Below are 23,387 nucleotides of genomic sequence, written 5' to 3'. Positions count from 1 at the left end.
CAGGTACACCTGAGAAACCAAGATGAATCATTGAGTTGTGAAAAAAATGTAAACGTGGGGCTGAATTGGGGAAAGTGGGGGGGACCGGGTGTAAGTCCTCATTGTCGGGGAATGGGGTTGTCTTTACGCGACAACCTGTAGCAGCCGGACGCAGGCTGCGCCAGCTGCTAAGGATCGGGGTTCAGGAAAGCTTCACATTCATGGTGATCCGCGCCGTGAACACTTTTTTGCCTTCAGCGTCATGAATGTCCACCGGGACAATCTTGTCGCCTTCAGTCTGCCAGTCGACCTCTTCACCGTTGGCCACTGCGGTCACGTCGCTTTTGGCCTTGGCGAGGTACTCCACGCTCATGCCTTTTGGAATCCAGCGCGCGCCAGCAGAGATGGACACGTCGGTCATCATTCCGGCGGCCAGCTCGGCGGCGTTGCACATCGCAATAGCATGGACCGTACCAAGGTGGTTGGTGATCTCCCGGCTGAAGGGCACCTGGACCGTGGCGTGATCTGGACGCAACTCCGAGACCAGCGGGTTGATGGTGCTGAAGTAGGGCGCCACCTGACAGGCCATTTGGCTGAACGCTTGCGGGCCTGCGCTGTTGAACATGCTGAGAAACTGACTCATGTTGAAGCCTCACTGCTGGGTTGGTTTTACAGAATGATGTTCCGTAACAGAATAATGTTCTGTTACGGAACAGTATTCTGTTGCCGTGAAATCTGTCAACCTAGCGCGGCTTGTTCATCGGCAGTCGTCTGCCTTGTCATGGACTTTTTTGGCCTGTGTCCCGTATGGAAACCTCAGATTTACTTGAGCGCTGCTACCCCGGCAGAAGAGCCGAACTCAAACGCGATATCTTCAGAAAGGCCCTGGCCCTGTTCAATGAACAAGGGCTGGAAGCCACGACCATCGAGATGATTCGCGCCGAGTGCGACACCAGCGTGGGCGCGATCTACCATCATTTCGGCAACAAGGAAGGTTTGGTGGCGGCGCTGTTTTTCGCCGCGCTGGACGATCAGATCCAGCTTCGCGACCGCTATTTGAGTGAAGCAAAGACCACCCAAGAAGGCGTACACGCGCTGGTGCACAGCTTCGTCGATTGGGTCGACAGCCAGCCGGAATGGGCGCGGTTCCAGTACCACGCGCGATTTGCCGTGACCAAAGGGCCGTTCAAGGACGAGCTTGTGGCCCGCAACAAGGCCGCGTAACCAAAAGCTCGGAGAATGGCTGGCGGAACCCGGCCGGCGCGATGAGTTGCGAGCGGTTCCGGCTGAACTGCTGCTATCGCTGATCATTGGCCAGTCCGACAGTTACTGCCGCGCGTGGTTGTCGGGGCGGGTGAAGGGCAGTCCGAAGGCTTACCGGGAACTGCTGGCCGAAGCAGCGTGGCGATCAATCTGTGACAATAGCCTGGCCGATGCCCAGTAAGCCTTTTCCCGGAGTCAGAATTTCAATGCCGTCACTCACCCATTTCGACGCCCCGTGCCCGGAGCCCATCAACAGCCAGATCCTGCAAATGGTCGTCGATAACCTGACCGACATCAGCATGGTCGGCATCGGTCCGAGCAACCCGCTGTACAACGTGTACCAATACACGGTCGGCTTCGAGGTGCACCTGTACCTGGAAGCACTCGACGGCTCCAAGGGCATTGCAGTCGAGCTGATCGTCGCCACCGACGATGAAGACCCGTCGAAAGTCATCGGTTTTCTGTTGTACCTGCCGATCGAGGACGACCCCGATGCGTGTGGCGTGGCCTACATGGCGGTCGACGCCGGCCATCGTCGCCGAGGTGTTGCGCGCGCCATGCTGCAAGACATGACCCGCCGCTACCCGCACGCCGAGTTGACCTGCGCCGTCGCCAAGGTGCCATGGTTCGAATCGATGGGGTTTCAGGTGCTGGGTGTGCGCAGCACCAAGTGCTGATGAACACTCGCGACCACAGTAGCGAAGGCTTGATGGGGCTGCTGGATGTGGCGTCGATCTACGGTTCGCTGGAGGTTCGACAGATCCATGCCTACTTGCTGCAGAAACACGGCAAGCGCGCAATGATCGACGCCGAGAAGCAGCGTGACCGGCATTTGGACCAGATGATCCGCAACGCCAAGGTGTTTGTGCTGAATCGTTTGGGCCAGAACGCGGCGAACGAGCCTCGTCTGGACTAGACCCGTGAGTCCTTTCCGGAGCGCACGGTCGCCCGACCGTGATATTCTGCGCGCCAACTTGGTTTGACCTAATCAGTTTGCCCGTCCCTGAGACGCGCAGACAGGATCAATGTCGCTCAAGTAGCTGAAGCCAATAATGATAAAAAGTCAGTTCAGTAGGGACATATAACTGAGGTCGATGGAGACACATCGGCCTTGTGTCCCACCCCTCAATCCTCATGCATGAACACCCACGACATCCTGCCTGAATGCCGTGAACCAGGGGTTTTGACATGAAGATGGAAGGGCGGATGGCGTTTTATCATAGGTGCTACAGATGTTTAAAAAAATGAACACGGCCCTGCTGGGGCTGGCTTTGTCGATGGGGATGACTTCCGTCCACGCGGAAGAGGCAAAGAAAGTCGATGTGCTGCTGATGAGGCGGCGGCATCATGAGCGCAACGCTGGGTGTCTGGCTCAATGAGCTGGAACCTGGCACCTCGATGGAAATGATCGAGCGCCTCGACGGCGTCGCCCTGGAAAGCTCCAACGGCTGGAACAACGCCGGTACCCGGTCACTCCGCCCTGGCCGAGTTGAACTACACCCCGGAAGACGAGAACGGCAAAGTCCAGATCCCGAAAGCCGTTGAAATCAACGAAGCGTTCCAGATCTCCCGTCAGTTCTGGTCCTGGCAGGATTCAGCAAGGTGTGTTGAAAAACCCGCGTTCGTTCATCAATTCCACACCGCACATGAGCTTTGTGTGGGGCGATGACAACATCAAGTTCCTGAAGAAGCGCTACGAAGCCCTGCAAGCCGGGCCCGTTGTTCGCCGGCATGCAGTACTCCGAAGACCCGGCTGTGATCAAGAAGTGGGTTCCGCTGATGATGGAAGGGCGCGACCCGAACCAGAAAATCGCGGCCACCTGGTCGCCGATCGGCACCGACGTGAACTTCGGCGAGTTCACCCGCCAGTTCGTCGCGCACCTGCAAACCACGCCAAAGTTCGACTTGAAGTTGTCTAGCGAAGTGCAAGACATCACCAAGAACGAAGACGGCACCTGGCGCGTCAGCTACAAAAACCTGAAAGACGGCACCAAGTCCGAAACCGACGCCAAGTTCGTGTTCATCGGCGCCGGCGGCGGTGCACTGCACCTGCTGCAGAAGTCCGGCATTCCAGGAAGCCCAGGAATACGCAGGATTCCCGGTCGGCGGCTCGTTCCTCGTGACCGAAAACCCGACCATCGCCGAACAGCACCTGGCCAAGGCCTACGGCAAAGCCTCCGTTGGCGCACCGCCGATGTCGGTTCCGCACCTGGACACCCGTGTCCTGGACGGCAAGCGCGTCATCCTGTTTGGCCCATTCGCAACCTTCAGCACCAAGTTCCTGAAGGAAGGTTCATACATGGACCTGCTGACCACCACCACCACGCACAACGTGTGGCCGATGACCAAGGTCGGCATCAAGGAATACCCGCTGGTCGAGTACCTCGCCGGCCAGCTGATGCTGTCTGACGAAGACCGCATGAACGCCCTGAAAGAATACTTCCCGAACGCCAAAGCCGAAGACTGGCGCCTGTGGCAAGCCGGCCAACGCGTGCAAATCATCAAGCGCGATGAAGCCGCTGGCGGCGTGCTGAAACTGGGCACCGAAATCGTTGCCTCCGCTGACGGCTCGATCGCCGGCCTGCTGGGCGCATCGCCGGGTGCGTCGACTGCTGCGCCGATCATGCTGACCGTGCTGCAGAAAGTGTTCAAGGACAAGGTTGCTTCGCCGGCCTGGCAGGAGAAGCTGCACCAGATCGTGCCGAGCTATGGCACTCAGTTGAACGGCAGTCCTGAAGGTTGCGCAGGAGTGGGCTTACACTGCCAAGGTGTTGGAGTTGACTCCGCCGCCGGTGATCCCGCAGATGGCGGCTCCGGTTGTTGCTCCTGGTGAAGCGCCAAAAGCTCCGAAGGCTAATGCTGCGAGTGATATGGCTTTGTAAGTAGAAGCTGAATTGGAAAGCCCACTGAACCGGTGACGGTCAGTGGGCTTTTTTGTGGGGAGTGATTTTCTGCGAGGGATAGATTCAACTCGTTCGCATTTTTGTAAACCTTCTTTCCCGAACCTTGTCATTTTCTCTCGGCCATCGACGCGAGTCTCATTTGTCAGGGCGACAACGTAGGGCAGCAGGGAGCGTCGTATTTGCCTTCGCCAAATAAGTGCGCTGATCCCTGTATTCGCCCCATCGTCTAGACTCATCCATCCACGAACTGACGTTTGCCGCACCGCAAGGCTGGAGGGTCATCATCATTATCCATTCGCGCTTTTCGAGGGAGGTGCAGCGGTAGTCAGAAGTAGCTGTACGCCTATATCAACAGATAGAGGAACACGCTATGAGACTTAAACAGATGGTGCTGGTGGGGTTGGCCACCAGCGGCATGATGTTGGGAGCGTTTTCACCAACGCTCACCCAAGCAGCCGACAAAAAGCCCAATATTCTGTTCATCATGGGAGATGACATCGGCTGGATGCAGGTCGGGGCTTATCAGAACGGACTGGGTTTTGATACGACACCCAATCTGGACCGAATCGCCAATGAAGGCGCCAAGTTCATGACTTACTATGCCGAGCAAAGTTGCACGGCTGGCCGCAACGCTTTTTTCACCGGCATGACCCCCTTGCGCACCGGCATGATTCCGCCGCAATTGCCTGGCAGCCCCTCTTACCTGCGACCAGGCACACCGGCACTCGCCAAGTTCCTGCTGGACCAGGGCTACACCACTGGTGAGTTCGGCAAGAATCACTTGGGAGATCACCCCGACGCACTGCCTACAGCACACGGCTTCCAGGAGTTTTGGGGCTACCTCTATCACCTGGATGCCATGCAGCAGGTCAGCTTTCCGGACATCAACAAAGCCCTACCGAACAGGGCATTGCCCCACCGTGCCAAACGGAGCTCATTCCAGGGGTGCCGGGAGTGCCAGGAGCCGTCGACCCCAAAACCACCGTTTGCCTGACACCACCGCGGCCTGTTTTGGCCTGTGCGTCCAAGGACGGCTCGTCAAAGAACCAGACGTGCAAGGATGAGGGGCCGCTCACCCTGGAACGCTCGAAAACGGTGGATGAAGAAATTTCAGCCAAGGTTATCGACTTCCTCGACCGCAACGACCCAAAGACGACCGACAAGCCCTTTTTTGTCTGGTACAACCCGGCGCGCATGCATGTAACCACCGTGTTCTCGCCCAAGTATGAGGCCATGCTGGGTGAACGAGGTGGTAACGACTGGGGTATCCAGGAAGTCGGCATGAAGCAGATGGACGACAATATCGGCCTGGTGCTGAAAAAGCTCGAGAGTATGGGGCAGCTGGACAACACCATCGTGGTGTTCACCACAGACAACGGTGCAGAAAGCCAGACATTCCCCGATGGTGGCATGACGCCCTTCAAGGCCGGCAAGCTGACGACCTGGGAAGGCGGCATGCGTGTACCGGCGCTGATCCGTTGGCCTGGTCAAATCAAGCCCGGTACGGTGTATGACGACATCGTTGCCTCCTACGACTGGATGCCGACACTGGTTGAAATCGCAGGCGGCCCGAAAGGCAACGAACTCAACGCGCAGATCATGGCCGGCAAGTACCCGGGCATCGTCAAAACCAAGCTGCAGGGCGTCAATCAACTGGACTATCTGACAGGCAAATCGAACAAGTCCGCGCGCGATACATTCTTGTACTACACCGGGGCTACACCGTCGGCCGTACGCTACAAGAACTGGAAGATTTACTTCACCATGGAAGGGTCCATCCGGCGCTTCAGCACTGGCAGGCCCACAGCAGTATGGCTGGGCGCAGGTGCAAAATATTCGCAGGGATCCGTTCGAACAGGCTGTAGGCGAAGAGCAGAAGTCGGTGCTGTCTATCGGCGGTGCATTGGCGGCACCCAGCACGGCCTATCTCTACGATTGGAACCTGTTGCCGGTTGGCCAGCAATTATGGCTACAGGAACTTGAGTCCTTTGCCGAGTTCCCGCCCCTGCAATCGCCGGAGTCCTACAACCTCGTGCAGGTCCTGGATCAAGTCAAGGCGATGAGCAAGAAGGTACCAGGCCAGTAGGCGTGTGAAGCGAGAAAGCCAGGGCGCTCTGCCCCTGGCTTTCTCGGCTGCGGGTAATCAAATCAATTCCGATTGTATTGGGGGATGTGACGGCATAGGCGAAAAGCTGGGTTTGCTTGCCAAAACACCCGCTGCGGATCGATCGCGGCGCCAAAAACAGGCAACGATAGGCTAGAAGCAGGCACTGAAGGCGTTCATTAAGCATTGGAATATTTCACTGGCATGCCAATGTCAGGTCTTTCTCAATTCATAAATATCCGTATATTCGTATGTTCATATATATGAGCCACTCCGATGAACCTCCTGCCTGCCACTGTCTTCAAATGCCTGGGTGATGAAACCCGCGCAAGGGTCCTGTTACTGCTCTGCGCACAAGGTGAACTCTGCGTATGCGAACTGATCTGCGCACTCGGTGACAGTCAACCCAAGATTTCACGCCACCTGGCTCAGTTGCGTAGCTGCGGACTGCTCGAAACTCGCCGTCAAGGGCAATGGATTTACTACCGACTGAACGTTGAGCTTCCACAGTGGGTCATCGACGTAATCCAGGTCACGCTTGAGGCCAACCGCCACTGGCTGAGCCAGGACGAAAAACGCCTTGATCAGATGGGTGAGCGTCCCGAGCGCCAGGCAGCATGTTGCTGAGATAGCTGTTAATTCAATCAAACCATCTACTGCCCCCTCGAAGTCAGCACACGAAAGAGAACAACATCACTGAGCATCAAAGTAGGTATCAACGGTTTCGGTCGAATCGGTCGTCTTGCATTGCGCGCCGCTTGGCAATGGCCCGAGTTTGAATTCGTGCAAATCAATGACCCTGCTGGCGACGCTACCACCCATGCGCACCTGATCAATTTCGATTCGGTGCACGGCCGTTAGCACAACGAAGCCAGCGCCGATGGCGATTGCGTGGTCATTGACGGTCGACGCATTCGGGTGACGGCCAACCAATCCATCGCCGACACTGACTGGTCCGGCTGCGATTTAGTCATCGAAGCCAGTGGCAAAATGAAGTCCGTTGGCGTGCTTCAGGCGTATCTGGAACAAGGTGTGAAGCGCGTGGTGGTCTGCGCACCGGTGAAGGAGCAGGGCGCGCTGAACATCGTCATGGGCGTCAATCAGCACCTGTTCGATCCGGCTCGGCACCGTATTGTTACCGCCGCATCCTGCACCACCATTGCCTGGCTCCGGTGGTCAAAGTGATCCACGAAAACCTCGGTATTCGCCATGGTTCGATCACCACGATCCACGACCTGACCAATACGCAAAGCATCCTCGATCAGCCGCACAAGGACCTGCGTCGCGCCCGTGCTTCGGGCATGAGCCTGATCCCGACCAGCACAGGCTCGGCGACAGCCATTGCCGGAAATTTTCCCGGAGTTGCGTGGCCGCCTGAACGGCCATGCCGTGCGCGTACCACTGGCCAATGCCTCTCTTACCGACTGCGTGTTCGAGGTGGAGCGTGCGACTTCGGTGGATGAAGTCAATGAGTTGCTCAAATCTGCGGCTGCTGGTCCGCTCAAAGACATCCTCGGTTATGAGGAGCGTCCACTGGTTTCGATCGACTACCGCACCGATCCGCGCTCCTCGATCATCGATGCGCTTTCGACCATGGTGGTGAACGGCACCCAAGTGAAGATCTACGCCTGGTACGACAACGAGTGGGAGTACGCCAACCGCGTTGTCGAACTGGCCAAACTGGCCGGCTTGGCCGGTTAACAGCGGTGGTCATGAAGGCGTCGTCAGCCCTTTCCCCGGAAGTTCGGCGAGTACCTGCTGGTCACCGGCAACTACTGGGCCTTCACCCTCACCGATGGCGCACTGCGCATGTTGGTGGTATTGCATTTCCACACATTGGGCTACTCGCCAGCTGCACATTGCCGCGCTGTTCCTGTTCTACGAAATCTTCGGCGTCATCACCAACCTGGTGGGCGGCTACCTGGGCGCTCGCCTGGGCTTGAATCGCACGATGAATATCGGTCTTGGCCTCCAGGTCGCCGCCTTGCTGATGCTCACAGTACCAGTCGCTCTACTGACCATTCCTTGGGTGATGGGCGCTCAAGCATTGTCCGGTATCGCCAAGGACCTCAATAAGATGAGTGCCAAGAGTTCGATCAAACTTTTGGTGCCCGACCAGCAGCAGGGCACGCTTTATCAGTGGATAGCCGTCCTCACCGGCTCAAAAAACGCCCTCAAGGGTGTGGGCTTCTTCCTGGGCGGTGCCTTGCTGGCATGGTTGACGTTCAGAGGGGGCGGTGCTGCTGATGGCAACGGTATTGGCGCTGATCTGGATCGCGAGCCTGTTCTTGCTGCAAAAGGATCTGGGCAGAGCCAAGGCCAAGCCGAAGTTCCGCGAAATGCTCTCCAAGAGCCGAGCGATCAACATCCTCTCGGCGGCGCGGCTGTTTCTTTTGGTGCTCGCGATGTGTGGTTTGTCGTCGCCTTGCCGGTGTACCTGAGTGAAGTACTGGGCTGGGACTTTTGGCGGGTGGGTGGATTTCTGGCGGCCTGGATCATCGGCTACGGCATCGTTCAGTCTCTCGCCCCGAACATCACCGGGAAAACGCGTGGCCATGTCCCGGATGGGCGGGCGGCCTTCATTTGGGCGGCTTCGCTGGCCGGCTTCCCGGCCACTATCGCCCTCGGCCTCTCGGCGGGCGGGTCACCCCAGGTTGTGCTCCTGGGTGGATTGATGATCTTCGGTGCGCTGTTTGCGGTGAACTCCTCCTTACACAGCTACTCGATCATCTCCTATGCAAAAGAGGACGGGGTATCGCTGGATGTGGGTTTCTATTACATGTCCAACGCATTGGGGCGGCTGCTCGGTACCGTACTGTCTGGTTGGATTTACCAAGCCTACGGACTGGAAGCTTGCCTGTGGGTTTCTACGGCCTTTGTCATGCTGGCCGCGCTGATTTCCATCGGCTTGCCCAAACACGCCAAAGCGATACCTTCGACATGACAAAAGGAAAGAGGACAGATTTATTTTCCGGAAATAAATCCATCCCCTTTTCTGCTTTTTCTGTGAAGGTGTTATCACCCCACTTGGGGTCAATTTAGAGTTAGACCCAAGAGGAGTCCGCCATGACCGTAGTCGATCGCCTCAGGTATTTGCGCGTCGTTCTGGTTTTGGCTGGCCTCGCGTGCCTTGCTCTCTACCCACTTATGTTGTTCTGGCCGTCCGGCTGGGCCTGCACGTCGGTCACTCGGACTACCCGATAATGATCGTTGGCATCTACGCACACTTGGCGTGTTCTTGATCCTGGCCGCACGTGATCCATTAGCCAATCTGAGCCTAATCCTGGTTCACCGTGTGGTCTAGCTTTTCCTTTATACACGGAGGAATCATGGCCGTCCAGGCGGTCACCCAGCCGGGGCAAATGGGGCACTTGGCAGGTGACGTGCCGGCGCTCTTCATCGTGGCGGTTGCCTTGGCCATCTTGACGCCCCGCTCGCAATTGGCCGCTCGGCCCCGGACACACAATGGGGCCTAAGAGCGGGAGTTTGACTGTCAGGATCGGGACGAAAGTCGCGTTTCTACACAAATTTTTGGTCTGCTGATCAACCAAATGCCGACAGATTTTACGTAGCAACGCAGTCTTCAAGACTGTGCCGCTTTTTTTCACAGCCTGGGGCGTTTTCTGCCTGTCACGAGAGCTTGAATTCGCCATCCATTCGTACTCAGCTGACTGAATTGAAAGTACTGATTCACCTTGCGTAAAAATCCGTCATGACATGTTATGACCTCCTTCAAAAACGGACTTTGACCAACAAATACGGGGGTTAGGACGAGATGAGTCGGGAGGTGTCAAGCGCGGTGAGTTGCTGGGGGTTTGCAGCCACTACATGCTTTTCAGGCAGGCGCGTTCGTCGCGGGAAGTGAACTTCATTTTCTTCACGTGTCACATTAGGTCCTCGTCAAGTGAACTTCAGCAGAGGTACAGCCTAATGAACATGGCCGCACGTAGTCAGTGCCGTGATTTCGAGTCTCGCACCAAGTGTCTTTGACCAGAACGGCTTGCAAGAGCCCGGCGCGCATGTGTCAGCCGTCGATTACCACTACGGAATGGAAATCGATGTGAAGCAAGTACTGCGGCGCACCGATACATCCGATAAGACTGGCGTAGTACCAGTGACCCTGGTTTACCTGGACAGCCAAGGCGAGGTTCACAAACTTCGTTTCCTCGAATGGGGCGGAAGCCCGGCCAACCCCACCAGCGTGACCTGATCCGCTCACGCGACAGGGTTCTGGGCCTCGCCTGCCCCCGGAAGCGCAAGTTAAACCTCATATGTATTAAGTACGAATGAAGTTTTTGTTACCTGAAAATGGACATGATCGAATGATTGAAAGTTCATTCGCCAAAATCGCTATTATCTTGGCAGCGTATTACTGCAAGAGTATTTGATAATAATTATTGGATCCTAATTGCAATCAGCAACGGCAAAGCTCTAATTAAGTCGTGTCGTGAGTTATGTTGATTCACTATTGAAGTCAAGAGGTCACCATGGAACTTAGTCATGCTTTCTTCGTCCACCGTGGAATATGTGCGTTTGGGTGTTGTGTATTTCCATCTTATCGCTTGCTGCGTAGCAATCGGGCTGGTGTTGACCAGTGACATTGCAATGGTCAAGCAACTCCTCAAGGGGATGTGTCGGAGTCACCATGATGACGCGCATATGGAAAGTCTTCAAAAGACCGTAGTGCTTGCACTTGTCGCTCTGTGGATTACGGGCATTGGTATTGTCGGGATAGATTATGCCGGCAAGGGAATGGAATATTTCCTCAATCCAAAATTGCAAGCCAAGATCGGGATAGTTGTGCTGTTGACCTTTAACGGTTTCCTCTTGCATAGCGCTGTATTGCCGGCCCTGAAAAAAGCCGGTTCGTTGCTGAAAACTCTCCTTTAGCTTGCGGATGCTGGCGCTGTTCTCCGGCGCCCTCTCTGGCGTGTCGTGGTTCTATGCCGCCATGCTGGGTGTTGGTCGTCCGCTGGCCTGGAAGTACTCGCTGGTGGAGTTGCTGGCAGCCTATCCGGTTCTCATCGTCGGTGGATTTGGAATGATGGTGCTGCTCACTGCCTGGGCAAAAAACAGAGACGCTCAAGAGCGCATGGAGCAAGGCGCCTGGGGCGCCAGAAGCACCGCCCTGGCTGGATGGTGAAGCCCGGTTGAATAAGCAAGTTCAGCTTTAACAAATGAATTCCGTTGTTAACCGTTAATAAAATCTCACGTGAGGATACCCAAATGAAATCTATGAAAGCTCTCTTCGTAGTCGCCGCTTTGACCGCTTCTTCCCTGGCGATGGCCACAGGTGGCGGTGACCGAACCTTCACACGCATGGAGTCGGCCCGGAAAGTGTCGATGGAAGCCTTCCAGGTTGCGCAGAAACAGAAGGCTGAAGCCGCTGTAGCTCAAAGCAAAGCCAAGGCGACCGATCGCACCAACAGCTGATCTGTGTAGCGCGTTCCCGGGCAGGGCTGTCGGTAAACCTAATGTTGGATCAAGTAGATCTACAAGGGTGAGCGAGGGCGTTGTTCCAGCGTGGTGAGCAGTAAAAAGCCCCGCTCCCTTTTACAGGGGCGGGGCTTTACATTTCAGCAATGTCGCAAAGACAAAGCGTCATGGTGAAAGGTGCTGACTTTGGAAAAGCTCCTTCCTGGAGTACTCAAAACGGATTGAAGAGTCGCCATTCCGCCGTCCTGTGCGGGGATATTGGTCGTCGTACAACGAGATTTTGTTTCGAATTCCCCACAACCTGCCATCAACACCCGTAACGCCAAAACGCCAACACTCCTGCAGCTAGCGCCGTCTGTACCCATCCGCAAATTTTATCGCAACCCCGTCACCCAGACCAACGGCCATCTTTCAGATTGACAGCCCAACCTCAATCTCGCTATAAAAGGCGCAGTTGTACGACGACAGACGAGACATCGACTGTTCATCCTAAAAATAAAAAAGCGTGTCGGCCCTCATCATGCCAGATTCATCTGGCGTACTCAGCCCCCTCTACGTCGCTTCTTCTGGCCCGATCCTGTCTGCTTGCGCGCCCGCGCAATCGGCTGTGATTGCAGGCGACTGCCCCGTCAAACCCCTGCCAGCACTCGCGACACGTCTACCTCCAGCCGTAAAAAGATGCACCGGCGGCGGGGTACAGCATTCGAGTTAATCGAAAGTTACGGCTGAACCTGACCCGCCTCGACGCGGATTTCTCGCGTTTTGGCGATGCTTTACGACACACTGATCTCGCTTGAAACCGAGAGATCATCACCATAATCCAATAATAAAGTGATGCCATGAATCTGAACGAGCCCATCAATGCGCAACGCGTCGGCCAAACGGTCGGCAAATATCGCTGGACGATCTGTGCACTGTTGTTTTTCGCCACCACCGTCAATTACCTGGACCGTCAGGTACTGAGTCTGTTGGCGCCGCAACTGTCGACGCAGTTTGGTTGGAGTAACACTGATTACGCCAACATTGCCGCGGTTTTCCAGTTCGTGTACGCGATTTCCATGCTGTTTGCCGGCCGCTTCGTCGACAAGATCGGCGCCAAAGAAAGCTTATATGTTCGCGATTGGTATCTGGTCCACGGGCGCGGTCATGCACGCCTTTGCGGTGCCAATGGGTGAGGGCATCGGTGCGCTGAGCAGTGCACTCGGCCTGGCGGTCATTCCGGTTTCGATTGCGGGTTTCATGCTGTCGCGCGCTGTGCTGGCGATTGGTGAAGCGGGTAACTTCCCGATTGCGATCAAGGCCACCGCCGAATACTTCCCGAAAGAAGGAACGTTCTTTCGCCACCGGCATCTTCAACTCCGGCGCCAACGTGGGCGCAGTCCTGGCACCGATCTGCGTGCCGCTGATTGCCGGCATTTGGGGCTGGGAAGCCGCGTTTATCGTGATCGGTATGTTGGGCTTCGTCTGGGTCGCCGTCTGGATCGCACTTTACGAGAAGCCAGATCAGCAAAAGCGTCTGTCGGCTGAGGAACTGGCTTATATCCGCAGCGATGAAGGGGTGCAAGTGGCTACGCCTGAAGTGAAGGGTGTCGCGGCTAAAAAAGTATCGTGGTTCAAGTTGCTGACCTACCGTCAGACCTGGGCCTTTGCTTTCGGCAAGTTCATGACCGACGGCGTGTGGTGGTTCTTCCTGTTCTGGCTGCCGACCTATCTGTCGGCGCAATACGGCATGAAGGGCGCGGACATCGTGTTGCCACTGGCCGTGTTGTACAACATGACCATGGTCGGCAGCATCGGCGGGGGCTGGTTCCCGAGCTACTTCATGGCGCGCGCGGCGACAAGCCGTATGACGGCCGCATGAAAGCCATGCTGGTGATCGCGCTGTTCCCGTTGGTGGTGCTGCTGGCGCAGCCATTCGGTTACATCAGCTTCTGGGTGCCGGTGCTGCTGATCGGTGTTGGCGCGTCGGCTCACCAGGCGTGGTCGTGCAACATCTTCACGACCGTGTCCGACTATGTTCCCGCAAAAAACCATCGCTTCCGTGGTCGGCATTGGCGGCATGGCGGGTGGTTTGGGCGGTGTCGTGATGACGAAGGTGGGTGGTTACGTGTTCGACTACTACAAATCGATCAACGATATTCACACCGGCTACATGATCATGTTCGCCATCTGTTCGCTGGCCTATCTGGTGGCCTGGAGCGTGATGAAAACGCTGGTGCCACGCCATAAGGAAATCACCGATCTGTAAGCGGCGATTGATGCAATAGAAAGCCCGTCCACGTGAGTGGGGCGGGGCTTTTCGTTTGCAGGATCAAATCTGATCCGTATTTTTCTGAGGAATCTGAATCTGTAATGCGCTCAGTTGCGGGCTCAGAATGAAGGCACGCAGCAACCTCACAATTCAGGAGGCCCCAATGGGCAAGATGGCACTCTTCCTCGGTGGATTTCTGGTGTTGACCATTCTGATTGGTGCACTGGCCACGATCTCTCCCGCTCAATCCTTTCCTGCGACCCCTGATCAAACATCTTCCCGCCAGCGCCGGGCCTGCACGATCAATGCGGGGGCGAAGTGCAACACGACCATGCGCATCAGGTGGTGAGTGAGGATGAACACGACGTTCAGCCCGCCACTGAAGGCGACGATGGCGATGGTCTCGACAGCGCCCGGCATGTACGCCAGCCACAACGACAAGGGGTCGCTGCCCAGCACCCGACCCGCCACCCCGGCGAACGCCGCGGCGATCAGCAACATCAAGGCGACGGACATCAGTCCGGCGCGGCCGATGGTGCCATAGCTGCGCGAGGCTGATGTCCTTGAATTTCGAGCCAATCAACACACCAAGCAGGACCGCCGCCGAGTCGACACTCCAGGCGGGCATCTGGAATCCGTGGAGGTAGCCCAGCTTGACGTAGACGCCCGTGAGGACGATGGCCGTGAGCATGAACGGCGCCGGCACGCCGACGTTCAAGAGCAAACGCCCGAGCAACAAACACATGGCGATCAGCGACAGCAGGGTCAACGCCATGCTCATGTCCAGCGGGCTGCTCTGGGCAATCGCCAGGTGGGTCTGCCCGGGAATACAAAAGCTGACGAGGAGGGTGATGGACAGCAGTCGAACCAGATGCACGACGATCACTTTGCTGGACGCTCGTTCGGACTCCAGCAAGTCGAACACGGCGGCGAGGGCGCCGGGGTAGACGGCGAGGAGGGTGTCCTTGCGGTTCCAGCCGGCGACCTTGAGCAACGAGAAACCGGCCACGGTGCTTTGCACCACCAGGCACAACAGCATCAAGCCCAGGCTGGGCAACATGGCGGCGACTGTCTGGCTGTCCCACGCGGTGAACATCAGGCCCGTCGCGATCCCCAACACGAGTTGCACGTAGCCGAGGCTGAAACGCACGGTGGGAGAGAATCGAAAACGGCTGGCGATGACGGCGGTTGCGAGTATCGAGCCCAATAACAGGCCATGAGGGATACCAGCGTGTTGCAGCGCGGTGCCGACGCCGGCGGCGATCAGCAAATACAACAGGGTTTTCATGAGCCGTCCTTGATTCGTGAGTGAGCCCGATACGTCCATCCGGGCCAGCCACGTTTCCCACCTAACCGCATGAGGCGTCAAGAACGATGGTTGACTCATCAGTCATGTCCTTTAGGCGACATCTCCTGGCTTACTAGCGTTAGTCGGTAATCATCAGGCGCGTTAGAGTCGTCATCACGTTCCTGGCAAACCTGGATGATCCTGATGACGCGTCCCCGTTTCTTACCCGACAACTTCACCTTGACCCTGATTGGCGTCGTGCTGCTGGCCAGCGTGTTGCCCGCCAGCGGTCAGGTGGCGGTGGGCTTTGGGTGGCTGACCAACGTCGCCATCGCCCTGCTGTTTTTTCTGCATGGCGCCAAACTGTCACGCGAGTCGATCATTGCCGGGGCCGGGCATTGGCGCCTGCATTTGCTGGTGTTCAGCCTGACCTTTGTGGTGTTCCCGCTGCTCGGTCTGGCGCTCAAACCGGTGCTGTCGCCACTGATCGGTGATGATCTGTACATGGGCATGTTGTACCTCTGCGCACTGCCTGCGACGGTGCAGTCGGCCATTGCCTTTACCTCGCTGGCGCGCGGCAATATTCCGGCGGCGATTTGCAGTGCGGCGGCGTCCAGTCTGTTCGGGATCTTCCTCACACCACTGCTGGTGACGCTGCTGCTGAATGTGCAGGGCGATGGCGGCTCGACCCTCGATGCGATTGTGAAGATCAGCGTGCAACTGCTGCTGCCGTTCATTGCCGGGCAGATCGCACGCCGCTGGATCGGTGCCTGGGTCGGACGCAACAAAAGCTGGCTGAAGTTTGTGGATCAGGGTTCGATACTTTTAGTGGTTTTCGGCGCATTCAGCGAAGCCGTGAACGAGGGCATCTGGCACCAGATCCCGCTGTGGGAACTGGCCGGGCTGGTGGTGGCCTGCTGCGTGTTGCTGGGGCTGGTATTGGTGGCCTCCACGGTGCTCGGCAAAGCCTTTGGTTTCAACATGGAAGACCGCATTACCATTCTGTTCTGCGGCTCGAAGAAGAGTCTGGCCACCGGTGTGCCGATGGCGCAGGTGCTGTTCGCCGGCAGCACCATCGGCGTGTTGATCCTGCCGTTGATGTTGTTCCATCAAATTCAGCTGATGGTCTGTGCGGTGCTGGCCCAGCGCTACGCCAATCGCCAGGAATCGGTTGCTGAACTGATGGCGCAAGTAGATCCTTGATCGCGTCAGACCCCGACCTCAACGGGAGCGATGCATGAAGGTTGGCGTGATTTCCGATACCCACGGTTTGCTCCGCCCCGAAGCCCTTGCGGCCCTGGAAGGGTGCGAGCGGATCATTCACGCGGGCGACATCGGCAGCCCGGACATCCTCGATCAACTGGCGTCTATTGCTCCACTGCATGTCGTGCGCGGCAACAACGACGTGGGCGCGCCTTGGGCCGCGCATCTGGATGATCTTCTGCGTTTCGACCTGAAGGGTTGGGGCACTTTGCTGGTGCATGACATCGCCGATGTCCCGGCCGCGCTCGATGCCGGCATCAAACTGGTGATCACCGGGCACCTCGCACAAGCCATGCATCGAATGGCGCGGCGATCAGCTGTTCCTCAATCCCGGCAGCGCGGGGCGGCGGCGTTTCCAAGTTGCCGGTGACGCTGGCGTTGGTTGAGGTGTTGGAGGCTTCAATTGAACCGCGCATGGTCTCGTTATTGAGCTAGCTTTATGGCTAAGCGCCATTAACTCTGCTATGCCTTGGATAGCCCTCCACGATTTACCGCAGCAGTTGTCACGACACGGATGTGGGGCCACACCGTCCCTCGCTTGCCGACAGGAAGCGCGGGAACCCCACTTTGCCGGGCAACAAGATTGCGGAGAGCACACAGATCATGGCGCGCCAACTGATTCTCTGTATCGATGGAACGAACAACCGCTTCTGTGACAAACCCACCAATGTGCTCCGGGTGTTTCGGTCATTACCCAAGAACAGCAGTGAGCTTCTGAGCTATTACGATCAGGGTGTGGGCACGTTCGGGTTAAGTGAAACCCTGTTCGAATGGGAGAAGGTACCGTCGCGAATTGCCGGGCTGGCGTTTGGTTGGGGGATCAAGCGTAACGTGCTCAATGCCTACCGTTTTCTCATGGAGAACTATCAGGAAGGCGATCAGATTTTCATCTATGGTTTTTCCCGAGGTTCCTATGCTGCCCGGGTCCTGGCAGCCATGATTCATACGCTTGGGCTGCTACCGGCCCACCAGGCTCAACAACTGGACTTTGCCTGGTCATTACTGACCACACGAACACGTTCCGAAAAAGGTGCGCCCGAACCTTCCCTAAAGCGGCCGTGGAGCTATTTCTGGTGGCGCCTGACCGCGGACAAGCGACCGGATTTTTCCTTGATGACGCAGTTCAAGGAATCCTTTTCCCAGGATGTCGATGTCTACTTTCTCGGGTTGTTCGACACCGTGAGTTCAGTGGGTTGGGTGTATGACCCGTTGGTCGTTCCCTATACCGCAAACAATCCAAGCGTACGCACCATCCGTCATGCGGTGTCCATTGACGAGCGACGCTGTTTTTTCCGCCAGAACCTATGGAATGTCGCCAAGGCCGCGGACCTGAAACAGGTGTGGTTCGCCGGCGTGCATTGCGATGTCGGTGGCGGCTACCCGTTGGAAGAATCGCAGCTTGCCCTGATTGCCTTGCGCTGGATGATTGGGGAGAGCCTGGAGGCCGGGTTGAACATCGATGATGCATCGTGTCGTGGCGAACTCCATCCCAAGACCTGCCCGGTAGCGGATCCGCTGGCACAAGCCCACCAATCGCTGTCCCGATGGTGGATGATTGCGGAGTGGGTGCCGCGCTTGAGGTGGGACCCCAAAACTCACACTCGAACGCTCAAGTTTGGCTCGATGCCGCCATTCGGCAAACCCAGAGCGCGAGAGATTCCCCAGCCTGAGCCCGGGCAGAAAGTCTGGGTGCATGAATCCGTGATGGTGCGCCTGAACGGATCGTTGACCACCGGCCAGCCGTGGGGAGATCAGCTGAAATACGAGCCTGAAAACCTGCTGTGCATTGATCCAGCACTGATTGATCAGGTTTTCGACGCTCCGGACCTTGCTCCGCGTGGGTTATAGGATCAGAGCCCAAGTCGTGATATGACGCGCCGACGTCCAGAAAGAGTAAGCCTTTAAAAGCCACCCCGACCCGTTTGATCGGGGCGGGGTGGTTCATTCAAGGCCTGACGGTTTACCCCGTCACTTCACATCAAACCGATCCAGGTTCATCACCTTGGTCCAGGCCGCCACAAAGTCCTTAACAAATTTCTCCTTCGCATCACTGCTCGCATACACCTCGGCCAGTGCCCGCAATTGCGCATTCGACCCAAAGACCAGGTCAACACGCGTCCCGGTCCACTTCACTGCACCGGATTTGCGATCGCGTCCTTCGAACTCTTCAGCGGCCTCGGAGGTGGGTTTCCATTCCACGCTCATGTCCAGCAGGTTGGTGAAGAAGTCGTTGGTCAGCGCTTCCGGTTGTTGGGTGAAGACGCCGTGGCGGGTTTGTCCGACGTTGGTGTTCAGCACTCGCAGACCACCGATCAGCGCGGTCATTTGCGGAGCGGTGAGCGTCAGCAGTTGCGCCTTGTCGATCAACAGTTGCTCGGCCGGTACGCGGTAGCGGGTTTTCAGGTAGTTGCGGAAGCCATCGGCAATCGGTTCGAGGAAGCCGAAGGATTCCACGTCCGTTTGCTCTTGCGACGCGTCCATCCGCCCCGGCGTGAACGGAACCGTCACGCTGTGACCGGCATTTTTCGCCGCTTGTTCGACGCCCGCGTTACCCGCCAATACGATCAGGTCGGCCAGCGAGACTTTCTTGCCGCCGCTGTTGAACTCGCTCTGGATGCTTTCGAGTTTCGCCAGGACGTTCGCCAATTGTTCTGGCTGGTTGGCTTGCCAGAATTTTTGCGGGGCCAGGCGCAGGCGTCCGCCGTTGGCACCGCCGCGTTTGTCGGAGCCGCGGAAGGTGGAAGCGGCTGCCCAGGCAGTCGATACCAGCTGCGAGACCGACAGGCCGGAAGCAAGGATTTTGCCCTTGAGTGCAGCGACGTCGCTGTCGCTGACCAAGGCATGATCGACCGCCGGGATGGGGTCTTGCCACAGCAGTACTTCGTTGGGCATTTCCGGGCCGAGGTAGCGGGAGAGGGGGCCCATGTCGCGGTGGATCAGCTTGAACCAGGCGCGGGCGAAGGCGTCGGCCAGTTGATCGGGATTGGCCAGGAAGCGTCGGGAAATCGGCTCATAGATCGGGTCGAAGCGCAGGGACAGGTCCGTGGTCAGCATGGTGGGATTGCGCCGTTTGGACGGGTCGTGGGCATCCGGAATGGTACCGGCACCGGCGCCGTTTTTTGCGACCCACTGGTGCGCCCCGGCTGGGCTTTGCTTAGTTCCCACTCGAAGCCGAACAGGTTTTCCAGGTAGTTGTTGCTCCATTTTGTTGGCGTGGTGGTCCAGGTCACTTCCAGCCCGCTGGTGATGGTGTCCGCGCCTTTGCCGGTGCCAAAGCTGTTCTTCCAGCCAAAGCCTTGCTGTTCGAGACCAGCGGCTTCGGGCTCGGCACCGACATTGTCGGCAGGTCCGGCGCCGTGGGTTTTACCGAACGCGTGGCCGCCAGCGATCAGCGCCACGGTTTCTTCGTCGTTCATCGCCATGCGGGCGAAGGTTTCACGGATGTCCGTGCCTGCAGCGACAGGATCCGGATTGCCTTCAGGGCCCTCGGGGTTGACGTAGATGAGGCCCATTTGCACGGCGGCGAGTGGGTTTTCCAGATTTCGGCCCTGCTCGGTGCGGCTCTCCTCGTTTTTCCCAGGCTCAGCAACCAGCGGACCTTCGCCGGGCTCTTGCATAGGCTGGTTTCTTTGCCGTAGCGGATATCGCCGCCCAGCCATTTGTTTTCGGAGCCCCAGTAAACGTCTTCGTCCGGTTCCCAAACGTCCGGACGACCACCGGAGAAACCAAAGGTCTTGAAGCCCATCGACTCCAGCGCCACATTGCCGGTCAGCACGATCAGGTCAGCCCAGGAAATGTTGCGCCCATATTTTTGCTTGATCGGCCAGAGCAACCGTCGTGCCTTGTCGAGGCTGACGTTGTCCGGCCAGCTGTTGAGCGGTGCAAAGCGTTGCTGACCGGAGCCGGCCCCACCCCGGCCGTCACCGGTGCGATAGGTTCCGGCGGCGTGCCAGGCCATGCGAATGAAGAGTGGCCCATAGTGACCAAAGTCCGCTGGCCACCAGTCTTGCGAATCGGTCATCAACGCCGTGAGGTCTCGTTTGACCGCTGCAAAATCCAGTTTTTTGTACGCTTCGGTGTAGTTGAAACCCTCGTCCGAGGGATCGGACAGAGACGAATGCTGGTGCAGGATGTTCAGGTTCAGTTGGTTCGGCCACCAATCGCGGTTCTTCGTGCCACCACCGGCGGCGTGGTTAAACGGGCATTTCGATTCATTTGCCATGTGCGAGCTACCTTTGGTCGTGTTCATCCGGGCTACCCGGCCCGTTGTGGGCTCGAAATAGCGACGAGCGAAAGCAATGACACAGGCTGCTGGGCCAGCAGTTCGATTCACTGATTGTTTTGATCACACGGGCATCGGTACAGCGCAGAACGAGGTGCAATCACGGTGGCCCACGGCAGGCTTAGTCATGTTTCTGACTCATTCCTGTCTCCTTATCAGCTCAAAACCGGCCGGCTCACGCCAGCGCTGGGATAAGGTTAGACGCCTATCTGCAAGTCAGCTAATAGGTGGAGTATTCGGGGCTGATAGGCAAAAGCTTTTATTGGGGCCTTTGAGATTGTCTGGGTTTAGAGGCCCTTGGAAGGAGACGGATCTATTGATAAACAAAAAATCCATCCCCTCATTTTTACTTAGCCCTGCGGCACCACCCGAGCTTCGTTTCCAGTGCCTTCGATATAAACGTTCATGCCTTTGTTCAGTCCAGGATTGATCGGCTGGGTCACCGACACCAGCACACCACTTTTTGTGCGCACGATGATCTGTTGAGCTTCCTGAGGCTGGTCATATTTTTTCTTCTCCGCGTAGTTGCCGCCTGCCGCACCCGCGAGCGCGCCGGCCACCATCGCCACGTCCCGTCCTGTGCCATGCCCGATCAAACTGCCAAGGCCGACACCGGCGATCCCGCCAAGAATGGCGCCGACACCACTGTCATGATTGGTTTGCATCTGCGTGAGGGTGATCTGCTCAATCTTGCCCGAGCGAATTTCCATTTCACCCGCGCCTCCGCTCCCGGCTCCAACGGCGGCGCAGGCGCTAAGCACAAGGCTCATCAGTGTGATCGTTATCCAGGAAACAGTGGTTTTCATCATTGAGCTCCAGCTTTCAGGAAGGGGTGTGTATCCAAACGCATCACCTCACGTTAGTGCAAAAGCCTAGCACACGCTTTTAAGCCCATTGGTGTTCAGGAGTCCTGCCTTTTGTCGCTGTGCTTGAACCGGTTTTACGTTGAATTGATCTGATGTTTGTCACCCAGGAGCCCACGCCATGCAGCCAAAACCCTATGCGCGATACGACCTGACGCTGCTTTTGGTGTTTGTTTCAATCGTCGTGGTGCTGGGCTTTTCGCCGCACAGTCGGGTTGATTGGGCGCTGGAAAACCTGTTGGTGCTGTTGCTCGTGGGCACCTTGGTGGCGGCCTCTTACTGGTTTCGTTTGTCTGCGGTGTCCGTCACCCTGATTTTCGTTTTCCTGTGTATTCACGAATTGGGTTCTCACTACACCTACGCCGAAGTGCCCTACGACCGTTGGTGTGCGGACCTGGCCGGGTTCAGCCTCAACAAAGCCCTTGGCCTGCATCGCAACCATTTTGATCGGCTGGTCCATTTGAGCTACGGGTTGTTTTTGGTCTATCCCGTGCGAGAAGTGCTGCTGCGGCTGACCCCATTGCGGGGCATTTGGCTGCTGTTCGTGGCGATGAACATCATGCTGTCGACGTCAGCCATCTACGAATTGGTGGAGTGGATTGGCGGGGCCTATCTGGGCGACGACACGTCCCGCGCCTTCATTGGTGCTCAAAACGATCCGTGGGATTCACAGAAAGACATGGCGCTGGCGGTGACCGGCGCCTTTGTCAGTTTGCTGGTGATGTTCCTTTTCAAGGTAAAGAAACAGCGTTCAAGTCACCCGATCAAGGCGCCCCAAACAGCATCGTCCAATACACCCCTTCATCACTGCGGGCATCTGCCGCATAACCCGCGCCGACCTGAGTAAATATCGGGTTCATCAGATTCGCGCAATGCCCGGGACTGGCCAGCCATCCTGACATCGCCTTGCTCGGTGAACTTTGCCCGGCGGCGATGTTTTCGCCGGTCTGCCTGCCGCGAAAGCCGGCGGCCCGAGCCCGGTCGGCGGGCATATCACCGTCGGGGTCTCGGTGCGCAAAGTAGTTGCCGTAGGCCATGGCCTTGCTGTGCCCTTGGGCGGCGGCGCCCAAGGCGGTGTTCCAGCTCAGCGGCCGTGCGGCGGCGAAGCGCTGAGCGCCACACATCCGCGGTTTGGCCCGTGCCGCGTTGACTTGTGCCAACAGTGCCTTGCCGACGGTTCGCGAGTCGCCGACCTGACGGTCGAGTACCGGTTGCGCCAGCACCACTTGCCATTGCGATCGGCTGCGACTGACGCCGATGTCCGCGTACTGGCCGTCCAGCAGCGCACCGCAGTAATCGTCTTGCAACCTGTCAAAGGCTTCATCGGCATCCTGCGCACCGACCACCCGAATGCTTCGAACCGTGACCGCCGAATAGCCGGAAGCCTTCAGCCGATCGCGCAAACCACCGCCATAGCCGATGGGCAGCGCCAGGTTCGAGTTCAGCGCCAGCGGCGCCAGGCGTTGTGCTGGGCGCCTGTCGCAACGTTGCGGATGGGCACGGTAATCGTTGATCGCGGCCACCAGTTGGCGTTCGCCGCTGGCATGGGCAGGGGTGGCCATTAGAGCAAGCACAGGTAAACAACACAGCGAGGCGCAGCGCAAGGCGAGGACGGTGGGGTGCATGGGGCGGACAGCTCTGAGGAGATAATGACGAAAATGAGAATTTACGGCGCCTGTAAGACTGGCGACTGAACACTAGGTTCAGGAGGGAAGGGGGCAGAAAAGCGCGTTTTACCTACCGCATGTCGAAAAA

General features: G+C 57.4%; 13 protein-coding genes and 9 pseudogenes. 17 read left to right on the top strand and 5 right to left on the bottom strand.

The annotated features are described in order from the left end of the window. Positions 1 to 181 precede the first annotated feature (181 nt). Positions 182 to 622: a hotdog fold domain-containing protein gene (locus AB4N76_RS01830; RefSeq protein ID WP_460164034.1), complete on the bottom strand. Its 441-nt coding sequence runs from the start codon at positions 620 to 622 to the stop codon at positions 182 to 184. 164 nt (positions 623 to 786) lie between these two features. Between AB4N76_RS01830 and AB4N76_RS01825 the strand changes: the two are divergent. The 13 genes and pseudogenes from AB4N76_RS01825 to AB4N76_RS01765 all read left to right on the top strand — a co-directional run bounded on the left by AB4N76_RS01825 (position 787) and on the right by AB4N76_RS01765 (position 13,933). After that, positions 787 to 1,423, top strand: a pseudogene (locus tag AB4N76_RS01825) (TetR/AcrR family transcriptional regulator). A 25-nt stretch (positions 1,424 to 1,448) separates the two neighbouring features. Beyond that, positions 1,449 to 2,158: pseudogene (locus tag AB4N76_RS01820) on the top strand (GNAT family N-acetyltransferase). 316 nt (positions 2,159 to 2,474) lie between these two features. Further along, positions 2,475 to 4,124: pseudogene (gene mqo / locus AB4N76_RS01815) on the top strand (malate dehydrogenase (quinone)). A 391-nt stretch (positions 4,125 to 4,515) separates the two neighbouring features. Further along, positions 4,516 to 5,139 carry a sulfatase-like hydrolase/transferase gene (locus tag AB4N76_RS01810; protein ID WP_460164033.1) on the top strand — a complete coding sequence of 208 codons (624 nt, stop codon included), beginning with the start codon at positions 4,516 to 4,518 and terminating at the stop codon, positions 5,137 to 5,139. Next, positions 5,100 to 6,128, top strand: coding sequence for a sulfatase-like hydrolase/transferase (locus AB4N76_RS01805; protein WP_460164032.1), 1,029 nt, complete (start codon positions 5,100 to 5,102; stop codon positions 6,126 to 6,128). The genes AB4N76_RS01810 and AB4N76_RS01805 overlap by 40 nt, the downstream gene beginning before the upstream one ends. A 397-nt stretch (positions 6,129 to 6,525) precedes the next feature. Next, positions 6,526 to 6,876: an ArsR/SmtB family transcription factor gene (locus AB4N76_RS01800; RefSeq protein ID WP_460164031.1), complete on the top strand. Its 351-nt coding sequence runs from the start codon at positions 6,526 to 6,528 to the stop codon at positions 6,874 to 6,876. Between the two features lie 69 nt (positions 6,877 to 6,945). Next, positions 6,946 to 7,950, top strand: a pseudogene (locus tag AB4N76_RS01795) (ArsJ-associated glyceraldehyde-3-phosphate dehydrogenase). A 94-nt stretch (positions 7,951 to 8,044) separates the two neighbouring features. Beyond that, entirely contained in the window at positions 8,045 to 9,193 is a 1,149-nt protein-coding gene (arsJ, locus tag AB4N76_RS01790; protein ID WP_460164030.1) for an organoarsenical effux MFS transporter ArsJ, read from the top strand. Positions 9,194 to 9,315: 122 nt separating this feature from the next. Then, positions 9,316 to 9,725, top strand: a pseudogene (locus tag AB4N76_RS01785) (DUF6632 domain-containing protein). Between the two features lie 482 nt (positions 9,726 to 10,207). Further along, entirely contained in the window at positions 10,208 to 10,459 is a 252-nt protein-coding gene (locus AB4N76_RS01780) for a DUF2790 domain-containing protein (RefSeq protein WP_460164029.1), read from the top strand. Between the two features lie 290 nt (positions 10,460 to 10,749). Next, positions 10,750 to 11,392 (top strand): annotated as a pseudogene (locus tag AB4N76_RS01775) (hypothetical protein). Between the two features lie 83 nt (positions 11,393 to 11,475). Beyond that, entirely contained in the window at positions 11,476 to 11,682 is a 207-nt protein-coding gene (locus tag AB4N76_RS01770) for a co-regulatory protein PtrA N-terminal domain-containing protein (RefSeq protein WP_046030326.1), read from the top strand. 842 nt (positions 11,683 to 12,524) lie between these two features. Next, positions 12,525 to 13,933 (top strand): annotated as a pseudogene (locus AB4N76_RS01765) (MFS transporter). Here AB4N76_RS01765 and AB4N76_RS01760 read toward each other — a convergent pair. Next, entirely contained in the window at positions 13,920 to 15,224 is a 1,305-nt protein-coding gene (locus AB4N76_RS01760; protein WP_460164028.1) for an AbrB family transcriptional regulator, read from the bottom strand. The pseudogene AB4N76_RS01765 and the gene AB4N76_RS01760 overlap by 14 nt on opposite strands. A gap of 204 nt (positions 15,225 to 15,428) precedes the next feature. On the opposite strand from AB4N76_RS01760, the gene AB4N76_RS01755 reads away from it, so the two are divergent. From AB4N76_RS01755 to AB4N76_RS01745, 3 genes and pseudogenes are all read left to right on the top strand, one after another. Further along, positions 15,429 to 16,427: a bile acid:sodium symporter family protein gene (locus AB4N76_RS01755; RefSeq protein ID WP_460164027.1), complete on the top strand. Its 999-nt coding sequence runs from the start codon at positions 15,429 to 15,431 to the stop codon at positions 16,425 to 16,427. A 34-nt stretch (positions 16,428 to 16,461) separates the two neighbouring features. After that, positions 16,462 to 16,922: pseudogene (locus AB4N76_RS01750) on the top strand (metallophosphoesterase family protein). A 168-nt stretch (positions 16,923 to 17,090) separates the two neighbouring features. Beyond that, positions 17,091 to 18,335, top strand: a complete 1,245-nt coding sequence (locus tag AB4N76_RS01745; RefSeq protein WP_046030581.1) for a T6SS phospholipase effector Tle1-like catalytic domain-containing protein — start codon at positions 17,091 to 17,093, stop codon at positions 18,333 to 18,335. A 120-nt stretch (positions 18,336 to 18,455) separates the two neighbouring features. Here the strand turns inward: AB4N76_RS01745 and katG are convergent. Both katG and AB4N76_RS01735 read right to left on the bottom strand, forming a co-directional pair. After that, positions 18,456 to 20,709 (bottom strand): annotated as a pseudogene (katG, locus tag AB4N76_RS01740) (catalase/peroxidase HPI). A 410-nt stretch (positions 20,710 to 21,119) separates the two neighbouring features. Next, positions 21,120 to 21,575: a glycine zipper 2TM domain-containing protein gene (locus AB4N76_RS01735; protein ID WP_046030315.1), complete on the bottom strand. Its 456-nt coding sequence runs from the start codon at positions 21,573 to 21,575 to the stop codon at positions 21,120 to 21,122. A 178-nt stretch (positions 21,576 to 21,753) separates the two neighbouring features. On the opposite strand from AB4N76_RS01735, the gene AB4N76_RS01730 reads away from it, so the two are divergent. Beyond that, on the top strand, positions 21,754 to 22,479 hold the full coding sequence (locus AB4N76_RS01730) for a DUF2238 domain-containing protein (RefSeq protein WP_077431951.1): 726 nt from the start codon (positions 21,754 to 21,756) through the stop codon (positions 22,477 to 22,479). Here AB4N76_RS01730 and AB4N76_RS01725 read toward each other — a convergent pair. Continuing rightward, positions 22,397 to 23,257 (bottom strand): CAP domain-containing protein, encoded by an 861-nt coding sequence (locus AB4N76_RS01725; protein WP_077431952.1) that lies wholly within the window; start codon positions 23,255 to 23,257, stop codon positions 22,397 to 22,399. The genes AB4N76_RS01730 and AB4N76_RS01725 overlap by 83 nt on opposite strands. Positions 23,258 to 23,387: the final 130 nt, after the last annotated feature.

Source organism: Pseudomonas sp. S2_F03 (assembly GCF_054668335.1).
This window is presented reverse-complemented; position numbering and strand designations above follow the sequence as displayed.